We start from the raw sequence: 22,982 nt of genomic DNA, 5'->3' as shown, positions 1-22,982 counted from the left end.
GGGCGCCGCGACCCGGTGGACCTTTCCGGTCACAGCACTAGCAGAGTCGGCGGCGGGCGGCGGCACGTGCTGACGGGAGGCACCCGGGACCGGCGGTCCCGGGTGCCTCCTCGTCCGGAGCTGCGCGGCGCCGCCTATGCTGCGGGCGTGCCGACGTACTCCCTGGGGCAGGCCGCCCAGCTGCTGCGCGTGAGCCCCGAGACCGTCCGCCGGTGGACGGAGACGGGCCGGCTGGCCGCCGGCCGTACCGCGGACGGGTCGCGGACCGTCGACGGCGCGGTCCTCGCCGCCTTCGCCGAGGAACGGGCGGCCGGGCTGCACCGGTTGCCGCCGGGCGCCGCCCTCACGTCCGTCCGCAACTCCTTCGCCGGGATCGTCACCGCCGTACGGCTCGACGACGTCGCCGCCCAGGTGGAGATCCAGTCGGGTCCGCACCGCGTGGTGTCCCTGGTGACCCGGGAGTCGGTCGAGCAGCTCGGCATCGTGGTCGGATCACCGTCACGGCCCGGGTCAAGTCCACCGAGGTCCACATCGAACTGCCGTAGGCCCCTCGGCCCTGCCCCTCCCGGCCGCGGCTCCCCGACCGCCGCGCCCGTCAGCCGCAGCGCAGCGCCGCGTACAGGTCCAGCTTGTGGTCGAGGCGGGACAGGTCACGGCCCGTCAGGACCTCCACCCGCTCGATCCGGTAGTGCACGGTGTTCACGTGCAGGTGCAGTGCCTCCGCCGTGCGCGCCCAGGAGCAGTTGTTGGCCAGGAAGACCTCCAGGGTTTCCCGCAGCATTCCGTCCCCGAGCGCCCCGAGGATCCGCGCCCCGTACACCGACCGCACCTCCGGCGGGATCCCCGCCATCAGCTCCCCGAGCGTGTCCAGCTGCTCGACCCCGCGCACCGGAACCGCCTCGTCCGCCGCGGTCAGGGCGAACCGGGCCTGGCTGAGCGAGGCCCGCAGCCCCTCCAGGCCCCCGGCCCGGATCCCGAGGCCCAGGCGGAGCTCGGTCTGCGGTCCCCCGCACTGCTGGAGCATCGGCCACACCGCGCGGAGCCGGCCCGCCACGTCGGTCGCGGCGGCCGGGTCCTCGTACAGCACCGCCGCGGTCCGCCCCACCGCGTACGCGGCGCCCTCCAGGTGGCTGAGCCCCTCCGCCAGCGCGTCGCCCGAGGTCGCCGCCAGTACCCGGTACGAGCCGCCCACCGGCAGGCCGGCCTTGGCGAGCGCCTCTTCCAGGGCTCCGGTGTCCGCGGGCGCGTTCCCCGCGGGCGTCCCCTCCAGGACGCCGATCAGTTCCCGTCCGGCCAGCCGCTGCGCGGCGGCCCGGCGGGTCTGCCCGCTGCGGCACTGGGCGAGCACCTCGGCGATCTCGTGGAGCACCCGCGGGGGCGCCGCGTCCGGGTCCGGGACGTGCAGCTGCCAGGCGTCGTACGGGGAGCTCTCGGCCTCGACGCGCAGCCAGACCCCGCCGCGCGCGGAGGCGGCCGACGCCTGCCGGGCGGGGAGCTCGGGGGCGGAGGGCGTACGGGCCACAGTGCGGCCGCTGGCGGTGAGCAGATAGCAGGACACCCGGCCCAGGTGGGCGCAGGCGCGGTCGAGGAGTTCCTCCGGTCCGGCCCCTTCCTCCACCAGCCGGCTGAGCTCACCGCGCACGTTCTCGGGGAGCGCGAAGAGCCGGGTCGGACGGCGGCTCAGGTCGCCCCACTGGCGCAGGTACACCGCCTCGGTCACCGCCCGGAAGCTGGTGCGCGCGGGGACGGCCACGATCGGCACCCGGTGGGCCCGGCAGGCGGCGACGAGTTCCTCGGGGACCCTGCCGTGGGTCTCCTCGCCGGCCAGCAGGGCGGTGGCTCCGGCGTCGGCGAGGGCGCCGACGAACCGGTCGGCCTTCGTGACGTCGCCCTCGGCCCACCACACCAGTCCGCTCAGTACGAGCTCCCCGGGGCCCAGGAACCGGACCGGCTCCTCCAGGTCGGTGGCGGTGACCCCGACGACCTCCTGGCCGAGAAGTGCTTCCTCGCCCCAGAGCAGGCTGAGACCGAGGCTGTCGAGCTGGAGCAGGTCCAGGACGTGCATGGCGGGGACTCCTTGCGGTGGGCGATGCCCACATTCGCGAGGTGAACAGAGGCCGAGTCATCGTAAATGCTAGGTGAAGCACACGGTATGCCTCTTGGTTGATCCTCCATGAGCGAGGACTGCGGGGTCGTCCGATTCCGTGGCCGGGACCAGTCGTCCCGGCCCCGCTCCCGTTGCTTCACTGGCGGAAACCCTCCTGTCAGGCCAGAAAGGCTGGTGGCGCGAATTGGATCTCAACACGGTGCTCGACGTACGCGACGCCCGCCGCCGCGAGCCCTGGCGTCCCGGCGACGCCTGGCTCGGCGGCGGTACGTACCTCTTCTCCGAGCCGCAGCCGCACATCCGCCGCCTGGTCGACCTCTCCCGCATGGGCTGGCCGCCGCTGTCCTGGCAGCCCGACGGCTCCCTGGACATCGCCGCGACCTGCACCATCACCGAGCTCTCGCGCTTCGCCCGGACCCTGCCCGCGACGGCCGCGCCGCTCTTCGAGCAGTGCTGCCGGGCCTTCCTCGCCAGCTTCAAGATCTGGAACATGGCGACCGTCGGCGGGAACCTCTGCAACGGCCTCCCCGCCGGTCCGATGGTCTCCCTCACGGCCGGCCTCGACGGCACCGTTTTCCTCCAGGGTCAGGACGGCGCGACCCGGCGGATGCCCGTCACCGACTTCATCCTCGGCGCCGGCGTGAAGAACCTGCGCGAGGGCGAGCTGCTGCGGTCCGTCCGCCTGCCCCCGAATGCGCTGGACTCCCGTACGGCCTTCCGGCAGGCGTCCCTGTACGGACTCGGGCGCTCCGGCGCCCTCGTCATCGGGGCCTGCGACCCCGCGGACGGCTCCCTCGCCGTCACGGTCAGCGCCGCCACCACCCGCCCCTTCCGATTCTGGTTCGCGCTGCCGCCCACCGCCGCCGCACTGCGCGCGGCGATCGACGGCGGCGTCCGGCCCGACGAGTGGTACGACGACATCCACGGACTGCCCGAATGGCGACGCCACATGGCCCTGCGCCTGGCCGAGGAGATCCGCCGCGAGCTCACCAGCGAGGACGACCGATGACGTACGAGATCGAGATCAACAAGCGGCGCTTCGACACCGAGCCCCGGGCCGGCCAGTGCCTGCGCACCTATCTGCGCGAGCGCGGCTGGTTCGGTGTGAAGAAGGGCTGCGATCAGGGCGACTGCGGCGCCTGCACGGTCCACGTCGACGGGCAGCCGGTGCACAGCTGCCTCTACCCGGCCGTCCGCGCCGAGGGCCGGTCCGTCACCACCGTGGAGGGACTGGCCTGCTCCGGCGGCGAACTCCATCCGGCGCAGCAGCAGTTCCTGGACGCCCAGGGCTTCCAGTGCGGCTTCTGCACGGCCGGCTTCCTGATGACCACCGCCGCCCTCCAGGCCGAGGAGGGCACCGCCCACGACGACGGCAAGCTCCAGGACCTCCCGCGCGCGTTCAAGGGCAACATCTGCCGCTGTACGGGCTACCGGGCCATCGAGGACGCGGTGCGCGGGGTGAAGCACACCGAGGCCCCGGAGGCCGGAAAGGCCGTGGGCAAGTCCCTGGGCGCCCCTGCGGGACCCCAGGTCGTCACCGGCACGGCCCGCTACACCTTCGACGTCGAGGTGCCCGGCCTGTTGCACATGAAGCTGCTGCGCTCCCCGCACCCGCACGCCCGGATCGTCGGGATCGACACCAGGGACGCCCTCCAGGTACCGGGCGTACACGCCGTGTTCACCCACCACGACGCCCCGGACCGCCTGTACTCGTCCGCCCGCCACGAGCATCCGACCGAGGACCCGATGGACACCCGGGTCCTGGACGACGTGGTCCGCTTCGTCGGCCAGCGCGTCGCCGCCGTGGTCGCCGACAGCGAGCAGGCGGCCGAGGAGGGCTGCCGGCGCGTGCTCGTCACGTACGAGCAGCTCCCGTACGTCATCGACCCGGAGGAGGCCATGCTCCCGGGCGCGCCCGTCCTTCACCCCAAGGGCCCCGGGTCGGGGATCTTCCGCGCCGAGAACAACACGTGCGGCGAGGTCCACCACACGCTCGGCGACATGGAGAAGGGGTACGCGGAGGCGGACGTCGTCTACGAGGAGACCTACCGGACCCAGCGCGTCCAGCACGCCAGCCTGGAGACCCACGGCAGCGTCGCGTACTTCGAACCCAAGGAGGACGGCGACGGCGAGCGCATCACCGTCCGCTCCTCCACACAGGCCCCTTTCCTGACCCGGCGGGCGCTGTGCGCCCTCTACGACCTGGGTGAGGACGAGGTCCGCGTCGTCGCGGGCCGCGTGGGCGGCGGGTTCGGCGGCAAGCAGGAGATGCTGACCGAGGACATCGTGGTCCTCGCCGCCCTGAAGCTGCGCCGGCCGGTGAAACTCGAATTCACCCGGGCCGAGCAGTTCTACGGGGCCACCACCCGCCACCCCTTCAAGATCACCATCAAGATCGGGGCCACGTCCGACGGCACCCTCACCGCGCTGCGCATCCGCGTGGTCTCCAACACCGGCGCCTACGGCAACCACGGCCCGGCGGTCATGTTCCACAGCGTCGGAGAGTCCTTCGCCGTCTACAAGGCGCCGAACAAGGAGGTGGAGGCGTACTCGGTCTACACCAACGGCGTCCCGGCGGGCGCCTTCCGCGGCTACGGCCTGGGCCAGGTCCTCTTCGCCGTCGAATCGGCGATGGACGAGCTCGCCATCCGGCTCGGCATGGACCCGCTCGTCCTGCGCGAGAAGAACGTCATCGGGCCCGGTGACCACATGGTGACGCCGATCGGTCACGAGGAGGACCTCTTCATCGCCTCGTACGGGATGAAGCAGTGCATGGACGTGGTGCGCAGGGCCATCGCCGAGGACCGCAGCCACGAGGACGTTCCGGAGGGCTGGCTCACCGGGACGGGCGCGGCGGTCGCGATGATCGCGACCGGCCCGCCCGGCGGCCACTTCGCCGATGCCCGGGTCAGTCTGCTGCGCGACGGCACGTACGACATCGCGGTCGGCACGGCGGAGTTCGGCAACGGCACGACCACCGTCCACCAGCAGATCACCGCGGGCGCGCTGAACACGACGGTGGACCGGATCACGGTCCGCCAGTCCGACACGGACGTCGTCCGCCACGACACCGGCGCGTTCGGCTCGGCCGGCACGGTGGTGGCGGGCAAGGCGGTGATGCTGGCCGCCCACTCGCTCGCGGAACGCCTCCTGACCTTCGCGGCCCGGCACACGGGCGTGGCCCGGCACCTGTGCAAGCTGGGCCCCGAGACCTTCGACTGCGCGGGCCGGATCGTCACCCTGAAGGAGCTGTACGAGGCCGCGTACGACAGGGGCAGGCTGGAGGAGCTGGCGGCGGACGGCCACTGGGGCGGCTCGCCCCGCTCGGTGGCCTTCAACGCCCAGTGGTTCCGCCTGGCGGTGGACCCGGACACCGGCGAGATGAAGATCCTGCGCAGCGTGCACGCGGCGGACGCGGGCAAGGTCATGAACCCGATGCAGTGCCGCGGCCAGGTGGAGGGCGGTGTGGCCCAGGCGCTGGGCGCCACCCTCTTCGAGACCGTACGGGTCGACGGGCGCGGGGAGGTGACCACGGCGGCGTTCCGCCGCTACCGGCTGCCCCAGTACGCCGATGTCCCGCGCACCGAGGTCCACTTCATGGAGACCTCGGACGCGATCGGGCCGCTCGGCGCCAAGTCCATGAGCGAGAGCCCCTTCAACCCGGTGGGACCGGCCTTCGCCAACGCCCTGCGGGACGCGACGGGCGTGCGCTTCACCGAAATGCCGGTGACGAGGGATGTGGTCTGGCAGAAGATACAAGCAGCGAGGGGCTAGATCAGTCTCATATGCGACTCAGATAGTGAGACACGAGTGGCATATGCGTTTCCCGAACAGCGACATCTGGGCATCGGATCCGTATGGCCACACTCATGCTGCACGGCGACCTGGACCGCCCGGCCCTGCTGAGCGTCGCGGACCTGCGGGAATGGGCGCGGCACCGCGCCGAGGTGGTGTTCGACTGCGCGACCAACGGCCCGCAGCACCATGTCTTCGAGGGCGTGCTGCTGCGCGACGTGGTCGCGAGCGCGGGGCCGGGCTTCGACGCGCGGCGCCGCAAGGACCGATCTCGGTTCCTGCTGACCGTCAGCGGCGGGGACGGCCACCACACCGTCCTCGCCTGGGCCGAGCTGGACGCCGATTTCGGGGACAGCCCGGTACTGCTGGCCACCCGTCTGGACGGTGAGGACCTGGACGAGTGCGGGGCGCAGCTGGTGGTCCCCTCGGACCGGTGCGGGGCGCGCTACGTCAGCGCGGTGACGCACGTGTGGTTCGGCGCCCCGGCGGCGCCGGGCATCTGAGCCCTGGTGAGCGCGGTGCGGATCAGGCGGTGGCGAGGGAGATCTCGGTCGACTTGATCAGCGCCACGACGGAGGATCCGGCCATCAGGCCGAGCGCCGCGACGGCGTCCGCGGTCACGGCCGCGGTCAGCTCGCCCCCGCTGACGTTGACCTTCACGGCGGCCATGGCCGGGCCGGCCGCGACATCGGCCACCGTGCCCGTGATCTGGTTGCGGATGGAGATGTTCTCGACCGGGCCGGTGGCCAGGGCCACCTCGGTGGCCTTGACGAGCGCCTTCACCTTCGAACCCGAGGCGATGCCGAGGTCCTTGACGGATTCGGCGGTGATGGCAGCGGTGATCTCCTGGCCTCCTTCGAGACGGACCTTGACCGTCGCCATGGCCTCGCCGACGGTGACGGCCGTGACGGTGCCCGCGATCTGGTTGCGGATGCTGAGACTCATGAAGGTTCGACCTCTTGCGTAGGCGCGCGGTGCGGTCCGGAGCGGCCGCACGGGAGAGACCGTAGGGCCATCCGGCCCGGTCCGCGCCGTCCCTCTCGCGCCCGCGCACCAGAACCACCCGACCGGCTCGCCCCACGGGGCGGTACGTACGGAACCGGTCCCGGCCGGCCGGGAACCCCGGGCGCCCCGCATCCGACTACTCCCCCGTGGGAGGCGGAGCTTCGCCTTCCCGCGCAGCGGAGGAGGTGTGTGATGGGCGGGCTGGACGTGCGGATGCGGGAGGTCGTGTGCCGGCACGGCCGGATGAAGGCCGTCGCCGACGTCGATCTGGAGATCGCCGCCGGTGAACGCGTGGCACTGACCGGGACCAACGGCTCGGGCAAGACGACGCTGCTGCGCGCCGTCCTCGGTCTGCACCGCCAGACGACGGGATCGATCCGGGTGGGCGGCCGTGAGGGCCGTTCGCCCGCGGAGTGGGCCTGGCGGCGCCGGGCCTGCGCCTGGATCCCGCAGAAGCCGGCCGCCGGCCGCTTCCCCCTGCTGGGCGCCGAACTGCTGGCCGCCAGCAACGCGCCCGCGGAGGCCGCCGAGGCAGCGGAGCGGCTCGGTGTGGGGCCGCTCGTCGGGCGCCCCCTGCATACGCTCTCCGGCGGCCAGCTGCAGCGGATGTACCTGGCCCGGGCCATCGGGTGCATCGCCGCGGGAGCCGAGTTGCTCCTGGCGGACGAGCCGACCGCCGCCCTCGACTTCGACGGGCAGGCGGAGGCCGCGGAGGTCCTGACCTCCCTGCCGGTGACCCTCATCGTGGTGACGCACGACAGGGCTCTGGCCGACCGCTGCGACCGCGTACTGGAGATGGCCGCGGGCCGGCTGCGGGAGGTGCGGTGATCCTCGCCGCCGCCGACCTCGGTGAACTCCTCCAGCTGCTGCCCGTGCAACGGGCCGGCGCGGCCCTGCTGCTGGCCGCGATCGGCCTGCCGGTCATCGGGGTGGTCATCGTAGGGCTCGACATCATGCCGGTGCGGTTCGCGATGATGCACGTCGCCCTGCTGGGCATCGCCGTCGGACTGCTGACCGGGCTCGACCCCATGCTGTGCGCGCTGGTGGCCTGCGCGCTGGCCGGTGCGGGCGTGGCCCCGCTCGCCCGCACCCCGGACGGCCTGTCGGGGGCGATGGGCCTGCTGATGAGCCTGGCCATCGCCGCGGCACTCCTGCTGCTGGCCGTGTCGGGGGTCAACGCCTCCGGCGCCTTCGCCCTGTTGTGGGGGTCGATCCTGTCGGTGGGCACCGCCGACCTCGTCGTGCTGGGCGTACTGGCCGTCGTCGTGCCGGGCCTGTTCTGGTGGCGGCGGCGCGAGATCGGCCTGCTGCTGTACGACCGTGAACTCGCCCAGTGCTCCGGCGTACCGGTGCGGGCGCTGACGGCCGCGCTGCTGGTACTGGTCGCCATCGCGGTCGCCGGGGCGATCAAACTCACCGGGGCGCTGCTCGTCGACGCCCTGACCCTGCTGCCCGCACTCGCCGCGCGCCGGCTGGGCAACTCGCTGAAGTCGATCACCCTGTGGGCGGTCGGCATCGGCGTCGTGGTGAACCTGACGGGCTTCCTGCTGGCCCTGTGGCTGGACTGGCCGCCCGGCCCGGTCCTCGTCCTGACCGCGGGGGCACTGGTCCTCGCGGTGCATTTCATACCCGAACGGAGAATCAGCTCATGGCGCGCACCCGCGTCCGTATCCCTTCCCTCCTCGCACTGAGCGCGGCGCTGCTCCTGACCGCCGCCTGCGGGAACGACCCCTCGCCCGAGGACACGAAGTCCCAGGAGGGCGTGAACCCGCAGGCCGCCAAGCCGGTCGTGGTCGTCACCACCACCTGGGAGGGCGCGTTCGCGAAGGCGGCGGGCGCCGAGGACGTCAAGGTCATCGTGCCGCAGTCCGTGCACCACGCCCCGGACTACGATCCCAAGCCGTCGGACCTCGCGGCCGTGGCCAAGGCCGACTTCGTGCTCTACGCGCCCTTCGAGCCGTACGCCGCGAAGATCAAGGAGGCCGCGGGCTCCAAGGCCAAACTGGTCGAGGTGAACCTCGACAACGACCCGGACAAGGCGGCGGCCGAAGTGGCCAGGCTGGCCGGGCTCTTCGGCACCGGCGACGCCGCCACGCGGTGGAAGACGGATTTCGACACCCAGTACGCGCAGCTGAACAAGGAGGTGCAGGCGGGCTGGCCCGGCGGCCGCAGCCCGTCCGTCGTGACGCAGGTGTTCACCGCCTGGTCGGCGAAGCTCGCGGGCGCGACCACGGTGGGCACGTACGGGCCCGAGGCCGTGACCCCGGCGCAGCTGGCCGAACTCTCCGCGAAGAAGCCGGAGCTGGTGCTGGACAACGCGCACATGTCCACCGGCACGGTGCTGCCGGACTCCGGCGCCAAGCAGGTGAAGATCGTCAACTACCCGGGTGAGGACCTGGATCTGCTGGCGGTCTACCGCAACGCGGCGGCCGAGCTGAAGAAGGCCATGGGCGCTTCCTAGGTCGTGCACCTGTCCAGCCGCTCGACGGCACGAGCCTGGGCCGGGCGGGGGCAGCGGGCGATCCCGCCCCGCTCCCTCGCCCGGCCCCGTTCGTGTGTCCCTCGGCTCGCTCCCGACCCGCTGCACCCATCCGCGCGCGCTCCCGCGTCAACCGGCCATCCGCCGGAGCGCCGGAGCGCCCGCCCGCGGGGCGCTCGGCCACCATGACCCACGCCGGAGGCCGTGACCCATCCGGCGGCCGGGGCGGTTGTCAGCCGGCCTGGGCGAGCGGGGGGGCCGTGAGGCGTTCGCGCAGCGCCGCGCGGTCCGGTTTGCCGGCCGCCGTCAGGGGGAGTTCGGCGATCAGCAGGAGCCGCTCGGGGTGTTTGGACCGCTCCAGCCCGCGCCGCGTGAGGTGTTCGCCGAGGGAGGCGAGTGTGAGGGGCTGGCCGCCCCGGGGCACCACGCAGGCGGCCAGCCGCTCCCCCATCAGCGGGTCGGGGACGCCGACGCACGCCACGTCCCGGACCTGGGGGTGCGCGGTCAGGACGCGTTCCACCTCGGCCGGGCTGATGTTGGCGCCGCCGCGGATGACGATGTCCTTGAGGCGGCCGACGATGTGCAGGACGCTGTCGGAGTCGAGGTAACCGAGGTCACCGGTGCGGACCCAGCCGTCGGGCGTGCGGTAGCGGGCGTCCAGGTCGGGGGCGCCCACGTAGCACAGCGGGGTCATCGGGCCGCGCGAGATGATCTCGCCTACGGCCCCGTCGGGCAGCGGTTCGTGCGTGTCCGGGTCGGCGATCCGGATCTCGGCGACCCGGGGGTCGGGATGACCCGCGACGACTCCGGTCCCATCGGCGGGAGGCACAGGACTGCCGAGCCCCGTGTGGCAGTTGACGCCGTCGGCGGAGCCGTAGAGGTTCACCACCGGACAGCCGAAGGCCTCGGCCGCGGCGGCCGCGGTGGTCGCGTCGAGCGGGGCCCCGCCGAGGACGAGTGCGGTGGGCGCGGGCAGCTTCTCGCCCGTCCCGTCGAGGCGTTCGAGCATCATGCGGACCATGGTGGGCACGCCGAGTATGTGCGTCGGCCGGTGTTCGCGCACCGCCTCGAGCGCCGCTTCCGGGGTGAAGTGGTCGAGCAGGACGAGGGTGCCGCCGTGCCGGGCGAGGGTGACGGCGGTGCCGTTGGACCCGAAGGCGGAGGCGAGCGGCACGAGGAAGAGGCAGCTCGGCGGGGTCCGGTCCGGGATGAGGGAGGCGAGGAAGTTCCCGCGGCCGCCGGCCAGTGCGTTGTGCGAGTACGCGATCATCTTCGGCTCGGCCTCGGAACCGGAGGAGACGAGGATGCGTGCGGCGCTGTCGGGGTCGGGCCGGGCCGGGACGAAGCCGCTGGGGTCGGAGCGCAGCAGCTCCGACAGCGGAATCGTTCCTTCAGTCACGGATCCCGGCCTCCCCGCCGCGATGACGTGGCGCAGGGCCGGGAGCGCCCCCGTGAGCGTGCTCAGATCGGCCGCGTGCCGGAAATCCCGGTGCTCGGTCGCCGCGATGACGGCGACGGCCTCGGCGCGGCGCAGCAGGCACTCGGCCTCGAGGACGCTCCGGCCCACCGGGAAGGGGAGCGCGATCGCGCCGAGCGCGGCCAGCGCGAGATCGGCGATGACGGCATTGCGGTGGTTGGGGAGCTGTACGCCGACCACGTCGCCCGGGCCGATGCCGAGCTCCCTCAGGCCGGTGGCCAGACATCGGACCTTGCGGTCCAGGGCGGTGTAGCAGAGCTTGCCCTTGGCGTCGATGACGGCCGTCCGGTGCAGGTCGGCGATCTGACGGGCCCGGAACAGGCTGTAGAGGTCGAGATCGGGGCAGGTCCCGTCGACCACCCAGGACCGGCGGAGTTCGGCGGGCAGCAGGTCGCGCAGTACGAGCCTGTCGGCGGTCATGCGAAGCTCCAGGGGTCGGGGACTGCGGGGGCGCCGTGCGCGTCGCGGCTGATCGAGCCGGTGAAGCGCGGATCGTGGTGCAGGTCGGACAGCTCGGTGGTGACCGCGGTCGCGGTCAGCCCGTCTGCGCGCAGCCGGGCCAGGGCCTCGGCCGTGGACAGGGCGCCCAGGTCGTGGGAGGCCGCGGCGCGGGCATCGGCATCGGCGGGCGCGAGCAGGCCGTCCGCCGTCGCCAGTGGGACCCGGAACCCGGCCGGGCGCCGGGGGTTCTCGCCGCGGGCCGCCCGGCGCAGGGCGGGGGCGGTCAGCGTGTCGGCCGCGCCGAGCAGGGAGGAGTCCACCCGTACGCCGTGCCCGGTGCGTTCGCGCAGCAGCAGTCCGGCGAGGACGGCCTCGCTGCCCAGCAGCCCGCCCAGCACGTCGAGCAGGGTCATCAGCGAGGGCGCCGGGGCCTCTCCCGCGGGGCGGACGGCCTCGCCGACGCCCGTACGGGCCTGCACCATGAAGTCGGTGCCCATGGGGGCGTCCTCGATGCGGTCGGCCCAGCCGCTGGTGTACGCGTAGACGAGCGCGGGATTGACGCGGGCGAGGTCCTCGGAGTCGAGGCCGAGCTCGGCGGCCTTGCCGGGCGCCCAGTTGTGCAGGAAGACGTCGGCCCCGGCGACCAGTTCCCGCAGCCGTCGCCGGTCGGCCTCGCTCTTGATGTCGATCTCGACGGCCCGCTTGCCCCGGTTGAGGGCGAGCCAGCGCGCGGAGATCCCGGAGCAGGCGGGGGGCATGCCGCGCAGCGGGTCGCCGCCCGGAGGTTCGATACGGATCACGTCGGCGCCCAGGCGGCCTAGCAGGTGCGCGGCGAGCGGTGCCTGGATGCGGCGGCCCGCCTCCAGGACGGTCAGCCCGGCCAGCGGTCCGCCGGAATGTGCCGCGCCGGGCAGCCGGTGCGACCGGGCGGTGAGACGTCCGGTGACCGTCGGCGCCAGCGCCCACGGAGCCGCGCCATCGTGTTCCGCCGCCCGTTCGGCGAGCGGGCGCAGGGCGCACACCTCGGCGCCGTAGGCCGCCGCGGCCCGGCGGATCCGCTCCCAGGTGTGGCTGCGCGCCGTGAGGTGGAGGGCGGCCGGGAAGGGGGCGCAGGCGGTGGCGTAGCGGAACTGGAAGGGCCGCCAGCCGGCCCGCAAGGCCTCCGCAGGCGCCTCCAGTGCCCTCCAGAAGGCCGCCCAGGCTCCCGGATCGAGCGTCTCCAGTTCGAAGAGGATGCCGTCGGCGGAGGTGAACGGAGGACCTCCGGGGGCCAGTTCGGCGGCCTCGCCCTCGTCCGCCCCGGCGGCGGCGAGGTACTGGGACACCGCGAGGAGCCCCGCCCGGTCGGCACCGGTGGTGACCGCGCGGGCGGCGCCACCACGGGCCTGGCCCACGAGGGACGCGAGCAGGCCCTGCACGGTCAGGACCCCGGCGGCCGTGGCCGCGTAGTCCACGGCCAGACCGCGGGGGCTGCCGTCGCGCCGGCCGTGAACGGCCATGACGCCGGTGGCGGCCTGCACCGTGGCTTCGTCGACGAGCCCGCTCGCGGGATCCGCCCACGTGACGGTCGCGTGCGCCGGGTCGAAACCGCCGCCCGTGAGCGTGGTGAACCCGGTGACGGTGGTGCCGGCGGCGGACGCGTCCCCGGGTGCGGGGTGGTCCGTCCGTGCGCCGAGCAGCCGCAGGTGGTCGGCGACCACGCTCGTGATCTGCGATGGCCCCGATGTGTCGAAGCGCAGTGTGTCGAGCGGCCGGACCGTCTGCGTGGTTGCTGGTGACGCCATGCCTCTCCTCTCCTGGCGCGGCGGTGGCCGCGCCCGGGTCTTGCCGAATCGCGGGAACCCGGGAGCGTGCGCACCCGACCAGTTCCACGAACAGTCAGTCGGTCGTCCGTTCCGGCGAGTTCCCGGGAATGAGGAGGAAAGCAGTGACGGATCCGAGCACGGACCATGCCTCGCTCGCACAACAGAACGCCGGGGCGGCGGAGTTGAGGCAGCGCATCGAGCGCTTCGTCCATACCCGGGTGATCCCCCGGGAGGCGGTGCTGGACGGGGGCGGCCCCGAGGCGGCCGAGGCACTGGCCGCGCTGCGCGACCGGGCTCGCGACGAGGGTCTCTGGGCCCTGCCGCTCCCCGCGGAACTGGGCGGCGGCGGCCTGGACTTCCGGACATACGCCGGGCTGGCCGAAGCGGAGGGCGCCAGTGACCACGGCCCGGCCGCCCTGGGCTCCGCCCCGCTGCTGGATGTGACGATGCTGGCGCGGCATGCGGGGGACTCGGTCCGTGAGGCGTACCTGAAGCCGCTGGTCGCCGGGGAGATGCGTACCTGCTACGCGATGACCGAGCCGGACGTGCCCGGCACCGACCCGTTCGGGACCGGCACCCGGGCCGAGCGGGGGCCGGACGGCAGCTGGCTCGTCACCGGCCGCAAGTGGTTCACCTCCGGCGCCGCGGGCGCCGACCTGGTGACGGTCATGGCCCGCACCGGCGGCAACGCCGGTGACCGCGCGGGGCTGTCGCTGCTGCTCGTGCCCACCGCGTCGCCCGGATTCCGGGTCGTGCGCGAACTGCCCGTCCTCGGTACGGGCGGCCAGTACGAGATCGAACTCGACCGGGTCCGGGTCCCGGCGGACCACCTCCTGGGCGAGCCCGGCCGGGCGCTCGCCATCGCCGGTGAGCGGCTCCAGCTCGGCCGTACGCTGCGCTGCCTGCGCTGGCTCGGCCAGGCCCAGCGCGCCTTCGACCTCATGTGCGAGCGGGCCGCCACCCGCAACGGGTCCCGCGGCCCCCTCGCCGAGCAGCAGCTGATCCAGAGTCATGTCTTCGACGCCCTGCTCGCGCTGCGCACCACCCGCCCCCTCGTCCACGAGGCGGTGGCACTGGTCGGTGCCGGGCGGGACGCCCGTACGGAGGTGGGACTCGCCAAGGTCGCGGCCGCGCGCATGCTCCAGCAGGTCGCGGACTCCGCCATCCAGGTGCACGGCGCCGCCGGGCTCGGCCCGGACACCCCGCTGCCGGCGCTCTTTCGTACCGGACGTGCCGCCCGCGTCCTCGACGGGCCGGACGAGCTGCACATCACCTCCGTGGCCCGCCGCGTCCTGCGCGCGTACGGGCAGGACGGCGATGCCCCTGAGTGAGCTCCTACACGCGGGTGATGTCGACGACCCCGTGCAGGGCGGCGAGACCGAGCGCCAGGAAGAAATCGCCCCAGATCAGTTCGTGCCGGACCGCCAGCCCCTGCCCGGCGTCGTAGCAGCCGTCCAGCAGCATCCCGGGCGGGCGCCCGGAGTCCCTGCCGGTGACATGGCTCTCCGCGAGGCACGAGAGGATCGCTCCGGCCCGGTCCGCGCACCGGCCCGCCCGGGGGCCGGGAACACGGGCGAGTTTCAGCAGGGCCACCGCGGTGATCGCGGTGGCCGAGGTGTCGAGCGGCCCGTCCGGGCGGGCGGAGTCGGCCGCCGGCACCACGAACTCGCCGGGCGGGAGCAGGAGTTCGACCGCCTCGTCGAGCCGGGCGGCGGAGAGGGCCGCCGCCAGGCCGGGGCGCAGCAGGGCGTCGGCGACCGCCAGCAGCAGCCAGGCCCGTCCCCGGCTCCAGCCCGGCGGCGGATCCTCGCAGGGCTGCCAGCCCGCTCCCGCGTCGAAGCGCAGGGCGGGCCGCAGCGCCGGGGGGTTCGCGCCGAGGCAGAGGTCGAGGTGGCGGTGGAGGTGGGCGGCGGCCGCCACGAGGCCTTGCGGCCCGGCGTCGGCCAGCAGGGGTACGGTCCCCGGCACACCGTCCACCCGGGCCAGCAAGCGGGGGCCGCCGAGGGCATCCCCCCAGGGCACGATGCCCAGTTCGTCGTCGTGGGCCGCCAGGACGGCCCGGGCGGCCCGGGCCCGGAGCGCTGCGGCCCCGGCGTCGTCGCCGGCCGGCGCGGTCCCGTACCAGAGGATCAGGCCGCGGGTGGCGGTGTCGGCCCCCACCCACGGTTCGAGCCGGGCCGTGCACGCGGCGGCGGCGCTCCGGTCGGCCTCGTCGCCCGTGTACCGCGCCCTGAGCCAGAGCAGCCCGGCCCAGAACCCGCCGGTCCACGAACCGCGCCCGGTGGTCGTCCACCGCCCGTCGTCCGGTTGGGCGTAGAGCGGGAAGCGGGCGCCCACGTCCGACGCGGTCACCGCCACCCGCTCCATGACGGCCGCGAGGGCCCGCCGGGTTCCGGTTGCGGGCCCGCCCGCGCCCATGCCCATGCCCATGCCCGCGCTCATGCCCGCGCCCATGCCGCGGCCTCGCGCCGGTCCCGTACGGCCCAGAGGAACGCGACGGCTCCCGCCGCCGCGAACTCCGCCGCCACCAGCAGCCAGCCCGGCCCGTACCGTCCGCTCTGCGCGAGCAGGCCGAACAGCGGGGGGCCCACAGCGAATCCGCCGAAGAACCCGGCCGCGACCAGCGCCGAGTCCTGTCCGGCCCGGCCCGGGGCGGCCCGCTGCATGACCAGCACCATCGAGACGGCGTTGCCGGAGACGGCGAACACACCGGCGGCGATCGCCCCGGCCCACACCAGCGGGCCCGCCACCAGCGCGGCCGCCAGCAGAACCGCAGCGGCCAGGGCCCCGCAGGCCAGCCAGCCCGGGAGCCACTCGGCCCGCCCGGGCCGGGCCGCCTTCGACCATCCCACCCGGCCCACGATCCCCGCCACGCCCAGTACGGCGACCAGGGCGGCGGCCGTCGTCGGGCCCATGCCCAGCCGCTGCGCGCCGAAGAGCGCGAGATAGGTGTTGACCGAGGCGATTCCGGCGCCCAGGAACAGGGAGAAGAGTGCCAGCCAGGCCACCATCCCCCACGGGGCCGGCGCCGTACGGGGCCCGGCGGGCGGCGGGGCGGGGTCGGCGGGCAGGACGCGCAGCGCCCACAGTCCGGCGAGCAGGGCGGCGCCGGCGCCCGTCCAGACCGCGCCCCGCCAGCCGATGCCGCCGGCGAGCAGCGCGAGCGGCAGTCCTGCGGCGAAGGCGCCCAGCTGCACACCGGACTGCTTGAGCCCGGTCACCGCGCCCCGCCGGGCGGGCGGGACCGCGCGCAGGACGGCCTTGTTGGTGGCCGGGTTGGCCAGGGCCTGCGGTACGCCGCCCAGTGCGACGGCCCCGAGCAGCAGCCCGGGGCCGGGCGCGGAGCCGATCAGGGCGAGCGCCGCCGCGGAGACCAGCAGCAGGACCACCAGTGAGCGCCGCGGACCGATCCGGTCCACGATCCGGCCCCCTGCCGGGGACAGGACGGCGGCGGTTCCGAAGCCGATCGTGGTCGTCAGCCCCAACACCGTCGGTGATACTCCGAGTTCGGACACCAGGCGCGGACCGAGCGCCCCGAGGAGGAACAGCTGAAGCATGGAGAAGGCCATGGCGCAGGTGAGGAGTGCGGTCAACTGCCGCCCCGCCCCGCCGTCCTTCTCCGCCGGCGATGCGGTCGCCGTCCCCTCCGCCGCCACGAAGTCTCCCTTCCGAGGACGTTGAACTCTGTGATCGAGCGGGTAGGCAGTCGGATGGAGCGGGGGGCCGGTTCCCCCTCCTGGTTGTGCCCTGCACCACACGAGTCGGGCGGCCTGCCACGACAAGGCGGGACGCGGGAACTTGTCCGGAAGTGCGCACCCCCATGTGCGGCTCGAGAGGCCGGTGCAAGGATGAGCCCTCCATGAACCCGGTCCGCTCCTTACGCGCCTTGAGGGCTGCGATGTTCGCAGCCCTCTGCGTGCTGCTCGCGGCCACCGGTCACCTGCTCATGTCGGGGGCGGCGGTGCCCTGGTGGGCCCTGGCCGTCGCGCTGCCCGGCACGGCGGCGACGGCGTGGGCCCTCGCGGGCCGTGAGCGCGGACTGTTCACCGTCACCACGGCGGCCGTCGCCGTACAGGCGGTGCTCCACACCGGTTTCAGCCTGTCCCAGTCCCTCGTCCGGCCCGCCGCGACGACCGGATCCGGGCAGATGTCGCGGCCGCCGGGCGGTGCTGCGATACCGGAAACCGCAGGCCACGTGCACCACGCCCTGCACGAGACGGCGGACGCCGCGACCGGCATGAGCGGCATGACCGGCGGGTCGCTGCCGGGCGGCATGCACGAAGCGGCCGCCATGTCTCCGGCCGGGATGCTGGCCGCGCACCTGCTGGCCGCCGTGCTGTGCGGGCTGTGGCTCGCCCACGGCGAGCGGGCCGCCTTCCGCGTGGTGCGCGCCGTCGCCGGACGTCTCTGGACCCCGCTGCGGATGCTGCTCCGTACGGCCGCTCCCGCGCACCGGCCGCGCCCGCGGATCCGCCGTCGGCGCGGGCACCGTGCGCCCCGCCGGCTCTTCCTCGTCCACGCCATCACCTCACGGGGTCCGCCGACGGGAACCGCTGTCCTCTGACAGCTGGTTCCCCGAGCCGTGTCCGCGACCGCTCTCGCGCCCGCACACCGCGCCTCGGGCATCGGTCATGCCTTCCGGCAGGCCGAGCTCCTCACCGGCCCCGCCGCTCGTGGCGCCGGACACCCCTTGCCCGTAAGGACCCTTTGGCGATGACTCCTGCCCTGACGACCCCTTCTTCCTGTACCACCGGCCGCCGGCCGGCGGCCCGGCGCACCCACGACGCCGATGCCGAGGTGACCCGGCTGGCGCTGGACGCCCGCGACGGCGATCCCGTGAAGACCGACCGTTTCGTCCGGGCGCTCCACCGCGACGTCTGGCGCTACGTGGCCTACCTCAGCGCCGACGCCCAGGCGGCCGATGACCTCACCCAAGACGTCTTCCTCCGTGCGCTGGCGAGCCTGCCCCGCTTCGAGGGCCGTTCCTCGGCGCGGACCTGGCTGCTGTCCATAGCCCGCCGCACGGTGGTGGACAGCCTCCGCCACGCGGCCGCCCGGCCCAGACTCTCGGACCGCTGCGACTGGCAGACGGCCGCCGAGCAGACCCAGCCGCACGACGTGCCGGGCTTCGAGGACGGCATCGCCCTGGCGGAACTGCTCGCCGTGATCCCGTCCGAGCGCCGGGAAGCCCTGGTCCTGACCCAGTTGCTGGGGCTGTCCTACGCCGAGGCGGCCACGGCCGTCGGCTGCCCCATCGGTACGGTCCGCTCCCGCGTCGCCCGTGCCCGCACCTCCCTCATCGCCCTTCTGACGGACACCCGCCCGGCCGGGCCTGCCCCTGAGCCGCCGGTCTCGCGGCAGGACCGCACTCCGGGATCCCCGGGGCCCTCCCGGGCGGCCGGGGAGCGCATGCTCACGGCGGCGGCAGCGCTCGCCTGATCCTCGGGGAGGGCCGGCGGGAGGGCCGGCCGGGCGCCGCTCGCGCCCACCGGCCCTCCCGCGCCGTACCGATGTGAAGTGGCCCGCTCGGCGCGGACCGCGTCCGCGGCCGCCTACGGGTCCGGTACGACCAGCGATGCCGCGCGGGAGCCCAACAGCCGCTCTTTGTACGCAAATTGATGCACGGCGCATGAGTGGCACGGATCTCGGCGGGGCTCCCGGCCCGGCTCACTGACCCGATTCGCCCGGATCTGCGGCAATGCTGCGCCCCGTACCGGCCGCCCGAAGGCATGACGGGGCGGCGGCGCGCTGTGTACGGCCGGACGCGCGGCAAGATATCAGCCTTCCGCGGAAGCGCCAGGATGTTTGTCCGATGGTGATGTCCTCCGGCAGCGGCGCCACGCCCGGCACTAGCGTCCCGTCACACCCCGGGAATGCGGGTGTGCACCGCACGGCATGTGCGGACCCTCCTGCCCCGCCACCCCTCCCGGCCCTTGGAGCGAGGAGGCACAGTGCTGTCATTGCGGCGGAGATCCATCAGCAGCTTGTCGATGGCCACGAGATACACGATCGGAAGCGGCCTTGTCATCACCGCCCTTGCCCTCACCCTGATCGCGCTCTTGATACCCGTGGACAGTTTCGGCAGCCGGGCCTCGGCCGCCGCCACGGGGCCGGCGGCCGATGACGACGGCGGCGGAACGTTGAGCACGGCCTACGGACCGCTCACCGCGGCGGACCGTGACTTCGTCCGCAAGGTCCGGCTCGCCGGACTGTGGGAACTGCCCGCAGGCCGTCAGGCGCAGCAGCGCGGGACGCGCCCCACCGTGCGCACGGCCGGTCAGCATCTCATCGACGGCCACACCGAACTGGACCGGCTGGCCATCCAGACCGGCCAGGCGCTCGGCGTCGACCTGGCCAACCAGCCCTCCCCGCAGCAGCAGGAATGGCTGAGCCAGCTCAGCGCTGCCCGCGGAGAGGAGTACGAACGACTGTTCGTCCAGTTGCTGCGCCGAGCTCACGGAAAGGTGTTCGCCCTGCTGGCCGGGATCCGGGCGCAGACCCGCAACTCCATGGTCCGCGCCCTGGCCACTTCCGCCAACGCCACCGTGCTGGACCACATCACGGTCCTCGAAGACACCGGACTCGTCGACTTCGACGCGGTTTCCGACACTGCCCAACCGACGAAGTGAAGTGATCGCATGAGTAAAAAGGGCCACAAACGCCCACGGCTGTCGAACAAGCTCCTGGGCGTGATCTCCGCGCTCGTACTGGGCGGCGGCGGAGTCGCCGTCGTCGCCGGGAACGCGTCCGCCGGCCAGGACGGCAACCGTGCGACGGAGATGACATCCACGATCGACTGCCCCGACGTGGGAGAGAAACTCACCGCGGTCCCCGAACAGGCCAAGCCCGAGGTCGACGAGAACCTCGCCAAGTTGGACGACCAGGTGGCCGACGCCTACAAGCAGCTCGCCGCCGGCCAGGCGAAGGGCGATGCCGCCCTCCTCGGCGATCTGAAGCAACAGCGGGACAAGACCATCGCGGGCATGGCCGACGCGATAGGACGTGCCGGCGAACGCCCCAAGGAAATCCAGTCCCTGAGCGCCTGCACGATGAAGAAGGCGCCCGCGGCGGACGACGCCGCGGCAGCGGCCGCGAGCAAGGGCGAACAGGGCGTCGCCGCCCAGGCCGGCGGGCAGAAGGGCGGTCCGTCGAAGAGCGACTTCGTCAACATCACCAAGGTCAAGCCGAACGTCCGCAACCCCGCCCAGGCCGGCAACGCCTCGAAGGGATCATTCTCCTCGCAGTGCGGCCGCAACGAGAACGGCCACTTCAACCCCGACAACGTCATCGTCGCCCCCGGCGTCTCCAACGGCGCCCACCACATGCACGACTACGTGGGCAACAACTCCACCGACGCGTTCTCCACCAACGACAGCCTCGCCAAGTCCGGTACGACCTGCGGCAACGGGGACCAGTCCAGCTACTACTGGCCCGTGCTGCGCCTGCGCGACGGCAAGGTGGAGCGGGACGCCAAGGCGCCCGGCGGCGGCCAGGACGGCAATGTCGGCACCATCCTCCAGCCGAAGCAGGTGTCGATCACCTTCAAGGGCAGCCCCGTCAGCAAGGTCACCGCGATGCCCCGCTTCATGCGCATCATCACCGGTGACGCCAAGGCCTTCACCAACGGCAACGCCAACGCGAACGCCTCGTGGAGCTGCACCGGGTTCGAGAACCGCCAGCTGAAGGACAAGTACCCGGTCTGCCCGAAGGGCAGCGACGTGGTGCGCAGCTTCACCTTCCAGAGCTGCTGGGACGGCAAGAACATCGACAGTGCCAACCACCGCACGCACGTGGCCTTCCCGGACAAGAACGGCCGCTGCAAGAACGGCTTCAAGGCCATTCCGCAGCTGGTGATGCGCCTCACCTACGGGGTGGCTCCGGGCGCCCGGTTCGCCGTGGACAGCTTCCCCGAGCAACTCCACAAGCCGGTGACCGACCACGACGACTTCATCAACGTGATGTCGAACGGCCTGATGAACAAGGCCGTCGGCTGCATCAACGAAGGACGCACCTGCCGCTGATCCCCCACGGCGGCGGGGACACCCCCTCCACTCCCGGGCCGGACGCTCCCCTCCTCCACCACCGCGTCCGCCCGGGAAAGGTGTTGGTCCGAAGCCGACTTCGGGCCAACACCGCACGTGCGTGTACGCCGCCGAACGCCCCGGCGGCGTACACGTCGTTCTGTACGGCGACGACGTGGGCGTGATGGTACGGCAAGGACATACGCGTGACGAGGCCGGCGTGATGAGGTCCGTGGGACGCAGCAGACTTGATGAGATGTACGCGTGAGTGATGCCGCAAGCCTGGTGAGGTTCGTGGGACGCAGGAGACACGACGAAGCCGACGCAATGGCGTGATGGTGTGACGGCCTCCGGCCGATGAACGAGCGGGACGGCCTCTGCACCGTGCGAAGCAGAGCAGCACAACCGCAACGCAGTCCGGCCCGGCCCCGAGATTCGGGGCCGGGCCGGACTGCGTTGCGCTGCGGGTCAGAGGCCGTTGACGCGCGCCATCCGGCCGACGACCAAGGGGGTGAAGTCGGCCTGGATGACACGGGCGGCCCTGCGGCCCACCCGCGAGTGCTGACGCCGCACCTGCGCCATCAGCCGGCGGCTGCGCAGGGCCATTTCGAGCTCGAAGCGGGTACGGGGGTCCCGCAGGCCGGTCCCGAAGAGCTTCTCCAGCTGGCGCATGCGGTACCGCACGGTCTGCGGATGAACGCTCAGCGCCTTCGCGGCCTCCGGGGCCCCGCCGCCCTCGAGCCAGGCGAGCAGCGTCACCTCCAGCCGCTCACTCTGCCGGGGGGTCAGATCGGCCAGCGGACGCAGCCATCGGGCGGCGAGTGCGTGGGCCAGCGGCTCGTCCTGGAGAAGCAACAGGGTGGAGAGGTGGTCGTCGACGAAGACGGCCCGTGCCTCCAGACCCGGGCGGGCGGGCGTCAGTGCCGACAGGCGCAGCGCCCAGCGCAATGAAGAGGCGGTGTCGCGGAGCGGGACCGCGTGACCGATGGCCGCGAACCGGCCGCGCAGCACGTGTTCCAGCGGGCCGCGGGTGTCCGGGTCGGGGCTGGGGACGAGCAGGCACGGACGGCCCGCGAACATGCCGACCAAGGAGTGGTCCAGTACGGCGGCGAGCTGCTGGGTCTCGCCGGGCGTGGCCGGCACGATCGCCCGCACGGCCGGCGGGAGGGGCCAGTCGGCCGCCTCCGCGAGCTCGCTGAGGGACATGTCGGACGCGGCCCTGTCATCGGTGAGGGTCTTGAAGAGTTCCTGCCGCGCCCGGTCGCTTCCGCGGGCGCCTTCGCGGCGGGACTCGTGCCGAACCTCGCGGAGGCCCTCGTGCCGAACCTCGCGGATACCGCCGTTGCGGGCTTCGCGGAGGCCCTCGTGCCGGCCCTCGTGCGTGACCTCGCACTCCTCCATGGCCGCGATCTCGTGCCCGATCTCGTGCTCGATCGCGCGCCCGGTCTTCTTCCGGAACTTGTTCTCGACCTTGACGTGGTTCTCGATCTCGTCCTCGCTCTCGGCCCGTTCATCGTGCTCGTCCGGTGCTTGTTCCCGGGGCTGTTCCTGGTAGCCGAGGACGGTGAGGAGTGCCTCTTCCACCCGCTGCCGGAACAACTCGTCATCAATGGCATCGTTGTCATCGATAAGTGCGGAAAATTCCGGAATTCCATGCAGAAGCTCCTCCACTATCTCGGCGGCCAGTGCGGGGAGTTCCCTGCGCAGGACGCGCGTCCACTCGCCGCGTGGGCGGGACCAGATGCGGTTCAGAAGTTCACACATCGTTTTCCTCGTTCGTGCCGGGGTGAGGCTTGTCCGGGGAAGAGCGACAAGCCCGCCGAGGTTGCGTCCCATGCCAACTTCCTTGTCT

At 73.2% G+C, this 22,982-nt stretch carries 18 protein-coding genes and 1 pseudogene; 12 read left to right on the top strand and 7 right to left on the bottom strand.

Annotation, left to right across the window (positions count from 1 at the left end; all coding sequences use genetic code 11):
- The first annotated feature begins 147 nt into the window (after positions 1–147).
- A pseudogene (locus tag OG753_RS34410) lies at positions 148–545 on the top strand (molybdopterin-binding protein).
- Between the two features lie 50 nt (positions 546–595).
- On the opposite strand, the gene OG753_RS34405 reads toward OG753_RS34410, so the two are convergent.
- Positions 596–2,065, bottom strand: coding sequence for a PucR family transcriptional regulator (locus tag OG753_RS34405; RefSeq protein ID WP_405791326.1), 1,470 nt, complete (start codon positions 2,063–2,065; stop codon positions 596–598).
- Between the two features lie 226 nt (positions 2,066–2,291).
- Between OG753_RS34405 and OG753_RS34400 the strand changes: the two genes are divergently transcribed.
- The 3 genes from OG753_RS34400 to OG753_RS34390 all read left to right on the top strand — a co-directional run bounded on the left by OG753_RS34400 (position 2,292) and on the right by OG753_RS34390 (position 6,405).
- Positions 2,292–3,116 carry an FAD binding domain-containing protein gene (locus OG753_RS34400; RefSeq protein ID WP_405791325.1) on the top strand — a complete coding sequence of 275 codons (825 nt, stop codon included), beginning with the start codon at positions 2,292–2,294 and terminating at the stop codon, positions 3,114–3,116.
- On the top strand, positions 3,113–5,881 hold the full coding sequence (locus OG753_RS34395) for a molybdopterin-dependent oxidoreductase (protein WP_405791324.1): 2,769 nt from the start codon (positions 3,113–3,115) through the stop codon (positions 5,879–5,881). Before OG753_RS34400 ends, OG753_RS34395 begins: the two co-directional genes overlap by 4 nt.
- A gap of 83 nt (positions 5,882–5,964) precedes the next feature.
- Positions 5,965–6,405: a molybdopterin-dependent oxidoreductase gene (locus tag OG753_RS34390; RefSeq protein WP_405791323.1), complete on the top strand. Its 441-nt coding sequence runs from the start codon at positions 5,965–5,967 to the stop codon at positions 6,403–6,405.
- A 22-nt stretch (positions 6,406–6,427) separates the two neighbouring features.
- Here the strand turns inward: OG753_RS34390 and OG753_RS34385 are convergent, their stop codons facing one another.
- Positions 6,428–6,847, bottom strand: a complete 420-nt coding sequence (locus tag OG753_RS34385; RefSeq protein ID WP_405791322.1) for a molybdopterin-binding protein — start codon at positions 6,845–6,847, stop codon at positions 6,428–6,430.
- A gap of 252 nt (positions 6,848–7,099) precedes the next feature.
- On the opposite strand from OG753_RS34385, the gene OG753_RS34380 reads away from it, so the two are divergent.
- Genes OG753_RS34380 through OG753_RS34370 form a run of 3 tightly spaced genes read left to right on the top strand, consistent with a single transcriptional unit; the run spans position 7,100 to position 9,368 of the window.
- The gene (locus tag OG753_RS34380) at positions 7,100–7,735 is read left to right on the top strand and encodes an ATP-binding cassette domain-containing protein (protein ID WP_405791321.1); all 636 of its coding nucleotides are present in this window, start codon (positions 7,100–7,102) and stop codon (positions 7,733–7,735) included.
- Positions 7,732–8,598, top strand: a complete 867-nt coding sequence (locus OG753_RS34375) for a metal ABC transporter permease (protein WP_327265554.1) — start codon at positions 7,732–7,734, stop codon at positions 8,596–8,598. The genes OG753_RS34380 and OG753_RS34375 overlap by 4 nt, the downstream gene beginning before the upstream one ends.
- Complete coding sequence (locus tag OG753_RS34370) at positions 8,556–9,368, top strand: metal ABC transporter solute-binding protein, Zn/Mn family (protein ID WP_327265553.1); 813 nt, start codon at positions 8,556–8,558, stop codon at positions 9,366–9,368. The genes OG753_RS34375 and OG753_RS34370 overlap by 43 nt, the downstream gene beginning before the upstream one ends.
- Positions 9,369–9,618: 250 nt before the next feature.
- Here OG753_RS34370 and OG753_RS34365 read toward each other — a convergent pair whose 3' ends face one another.
- Together OG753_RS34365 and OG753_RS34360 are read right to left on the bottom strand one after the other, a co-directional pair.
- The gene (locus tag OG753_RS34365) at positions 9,619–11,283 is read right to left on the bottom strand and encodes an AMP-binding protein (protein WP_405791320.1); all 1,665 of its coding nucleotides are present in this window, start codon (positions 11,281–11,283) and stop codon (positions 9,619–9,621) included.
- A complete protein-coding gene (locus OG753_RS34360; RefSeq protein ID WP_405791319.1) occupies positions 11,280–13,088 on the bottom strand; it encodes a CoA transferase in 1,809 nt (602 codons plus the stop codon). The genes OG753_RS34365 and OG753_RS34360 overlap by 4 nt, the downstream gene beginning before the upstream one ends.
- Positions 13,089–13,231: 143 nt before the next feature.
- Between OG753_RS34360 and OG753_RS34355 the strand changes: the two genes are divergently transcribed.
- The gene (locus OG753_RS34355; protein ID WP_405791318.1) at positions 13,232–14,440 is read left to right on the top strand and encodes an acyl-CoA dehydrogenase family protein; all 1,209 of its coding nucleotides are present in this window, start codon (positions 13,232–13,234) and stop codon (positions 14,438–14,440) included.
- Between the two features lie 4 nt (positions 14,441–14,444).
- Here the strand turns inward: OG753_RS34355 and OG753_RS34350 are convergent, their stop codons facing one another.
- A complete protein-coding gene (locus tag OG753_RS34350; protein WP_405791317.1) occupies positions 14,445–15,551 on the bottom strand; it encodes a sugar ABC transporter permease in 1,107 nt (368 codons plus the stop codon).
- Complete coding sequence (locus tag OG753_RS34345; RefSeq protein WP_405791316.1) at positions 15,548–16,765, bottom strand: MFS transporter; 1,218 nt, start codon at positions 16,763–16,765, stop codon at positions 15,548–15,550. Before OG753_RS34345 ends, OG753_RS34350 begins: the two co-directional genes overlap by 4 nt.
- A gap of 242 nt (positions 16,766–17,007) precedes the next feature.
- Here OG753_RS34345 and OG753_RS34340 point away from each other — a divergent pair, with 242 nt between their 5' ends.
- The 4 genes from OG753_RS34340 (at position 17,008) to OG753_RS34325 (ending at position 21,130) form a co-directional block, all read left to right on the top strand.
- Positions 17,008–17,673 (top strand): hypothetical protein, encoded by a 666-nt coding sequence (locus tag OG753_RS34340; RefSeq protein ID WP_327265547.1) that lies wholly within the window; start codon positions 17,008–17,010, stop codon positions 17,671–17,673.
- A 149-nt stretch (positions 17,674–17,822) separates the two neighbouring features.
- Complete coding sequence (locus OG753_RS34335; RefSeq protein ID WP_327265546.1) at positions 17,823–18,548, top strand: sigma-70 family RNA polymerase sigma factor; 726 nt, start codon at positions 17,823–17,825, stop codon at positions 18,546–18,548.
- Between the two features lie 551 nt (positions 18,549–19,099).
- On the top strand, positions 19,100–19,738 hold the full coding sequence (locus OG753_RS34330; protein ID WP_327265545.1) for a DUF4142 domain-containing protein: 639 nt from the start codon (positions 19,100–19,102) through the stop codon (positions 19,736–19,738).
- A gap of 9 nt (positions 19,739–19,747) precedes the next feature.
- Positions 19,748–21,130 (top strand): DUF1996 domain-containing protein, encoded by a 1,383-nt coding sequence (locus OG753_RS34325; protein WP_327265544.1) that lies wholly within the window; start codon positions 19,748–19,750, stop codon positions 21,128–21,130.
- 468 nt (positions 21,131–21,598) lie between these two features.
- Here the strand turns inward: OG753_RS34325 and OG753_RS34320 are convergent, their stop codons facing one another.
- The gene (locus OG753_RS34320; RefSeq protein ID WP_327265543.1) at positions 21,599–22,894 is read right to left on the bottom strand and encodes a helix-turn-helix domain-containing protein; all 1,296 of its coding nucleotides are present in this window, start codon (positions 22,892–22,894) and stop codon (positions 21,599–21,601) included.
- Between the last annotated feature and the right edge of the window lie 88 nt (positions 22,895–22,982).

This window comes from Streptomyces sp. NBC_00029, assembly GCF_045160505.1.
Taxonomy (GTDB): domain Bacteria; phylum Actinomycetota; class Actinomycetes; order Streptomycetales; family Streptomycetaceae; genus Streptomyces.
Note: the sequence above shows the minus strand (reverse complement) of the source record. Positions and strands in the feature narration are given on the sequence as shown.

Excerpts from the sequence above, each read along its gene's own strand:
- OG753_RS34340 (WP_327265547.1), top strand. The coding sequence starts at position 17,008 with ATGTTCGCAGCCCTCTGCGTGCTGCTCGCGGCCACCGGTCACCTGCTC.
- OG753_RS34330 (WP_327265545.1), top strand. The coding sequence starts at position 19,100 with ATGGCCACGAGATACACGATCGGAAGCGGCCTTGTCATCACCGCCCTT.
- OG753_RS34405 (WP_405791326.1), bottom strand. The coding sequence starts at position 2,065 with ATGCACGTCCTGGACCTGCTCCAGCTCGACAGCCTCGGTCTCAGCCTG.
- OG753_RS34325 (WP_327265544.1), top strand. The coding sequence starts at position 19,748 with ATGAGTAAAAAGGGCCACAAACGCCCACGGCTGTCGAACAAGCTCCTG.
- OG753_RS34380 (WP_405791321.1), top strand. The coding sequence starts at position 7,100 with ATGGGCGGGCTGGACGTGCGGATGCGGGAGGTCGTGTGCCGGCACGGC.
- OG753_RS34385 (WP_405791322.1), bottom strand. The coding sequence starts at position 6,847 with ATGAGTCTCAGCATCCGCAACCAGATCGCGGGCACCGTCACGGCCGTC.
- OG753_RS34320 (WP_327265543.1), bottom strand. The coding sequence starts at position 22,894 with ATGTGTGAACTTCTGAACCGCATCTGGTCCCGCCCACGCGGCGAGTGG.
- OG753_RS34395 (WP_405791324.1), top strand. The coding sequence starts at position 3,113 with ATGACGTACGAGATCGAGATCAACAAGCGGCGCTTCGACACCGAGCCC.
- OG753_RS34365 (WP_405791320.1), bottom strand. The coding sequence starts at position 11,283 with ATGACCGCCGACAGGCTCGTACTGCGCGACCTGCTGCCCGCCGAACTC.
- OG753_RS34360 (WP_405791319.1), bottom strand. The coding sequence starts at position 13,088 with ATGGCGTCACCAGCAACCACGCAGACGGTCCGGCCGCTCGACACACTG.
- OG753_RS34335 (WP_327265546.1), top strand. The coding sequence starts at position 17,823 with ATGACTCCTGCCCTGACGACCCCTTCTTCCTGTACCACCGGCCGCCGG.
- OG753_RS34350 (WP_405791317.1), bottom strand. The coding sequence starts at position 15,551 with ATGAGCGCGGGCATGGGCATGGGCATGGGCGCGGGCGGGCCCGCAACC.
- OG753_RS34390 (WP_405791323.1), top strand. The coding sequence starts at position 5,965 with ATGGCCACACTCATGCTGCACGGCGACCTGGACCGCCCGGCCCTGCTG.
- OG753_RS34370 (WP_327265553.1), top strand. The coding sequence starts at position 8,556 with ATGGCGCGCACCCGCGTCCGTATCCCTTCCCTCCTCGCACTGAGCGCG.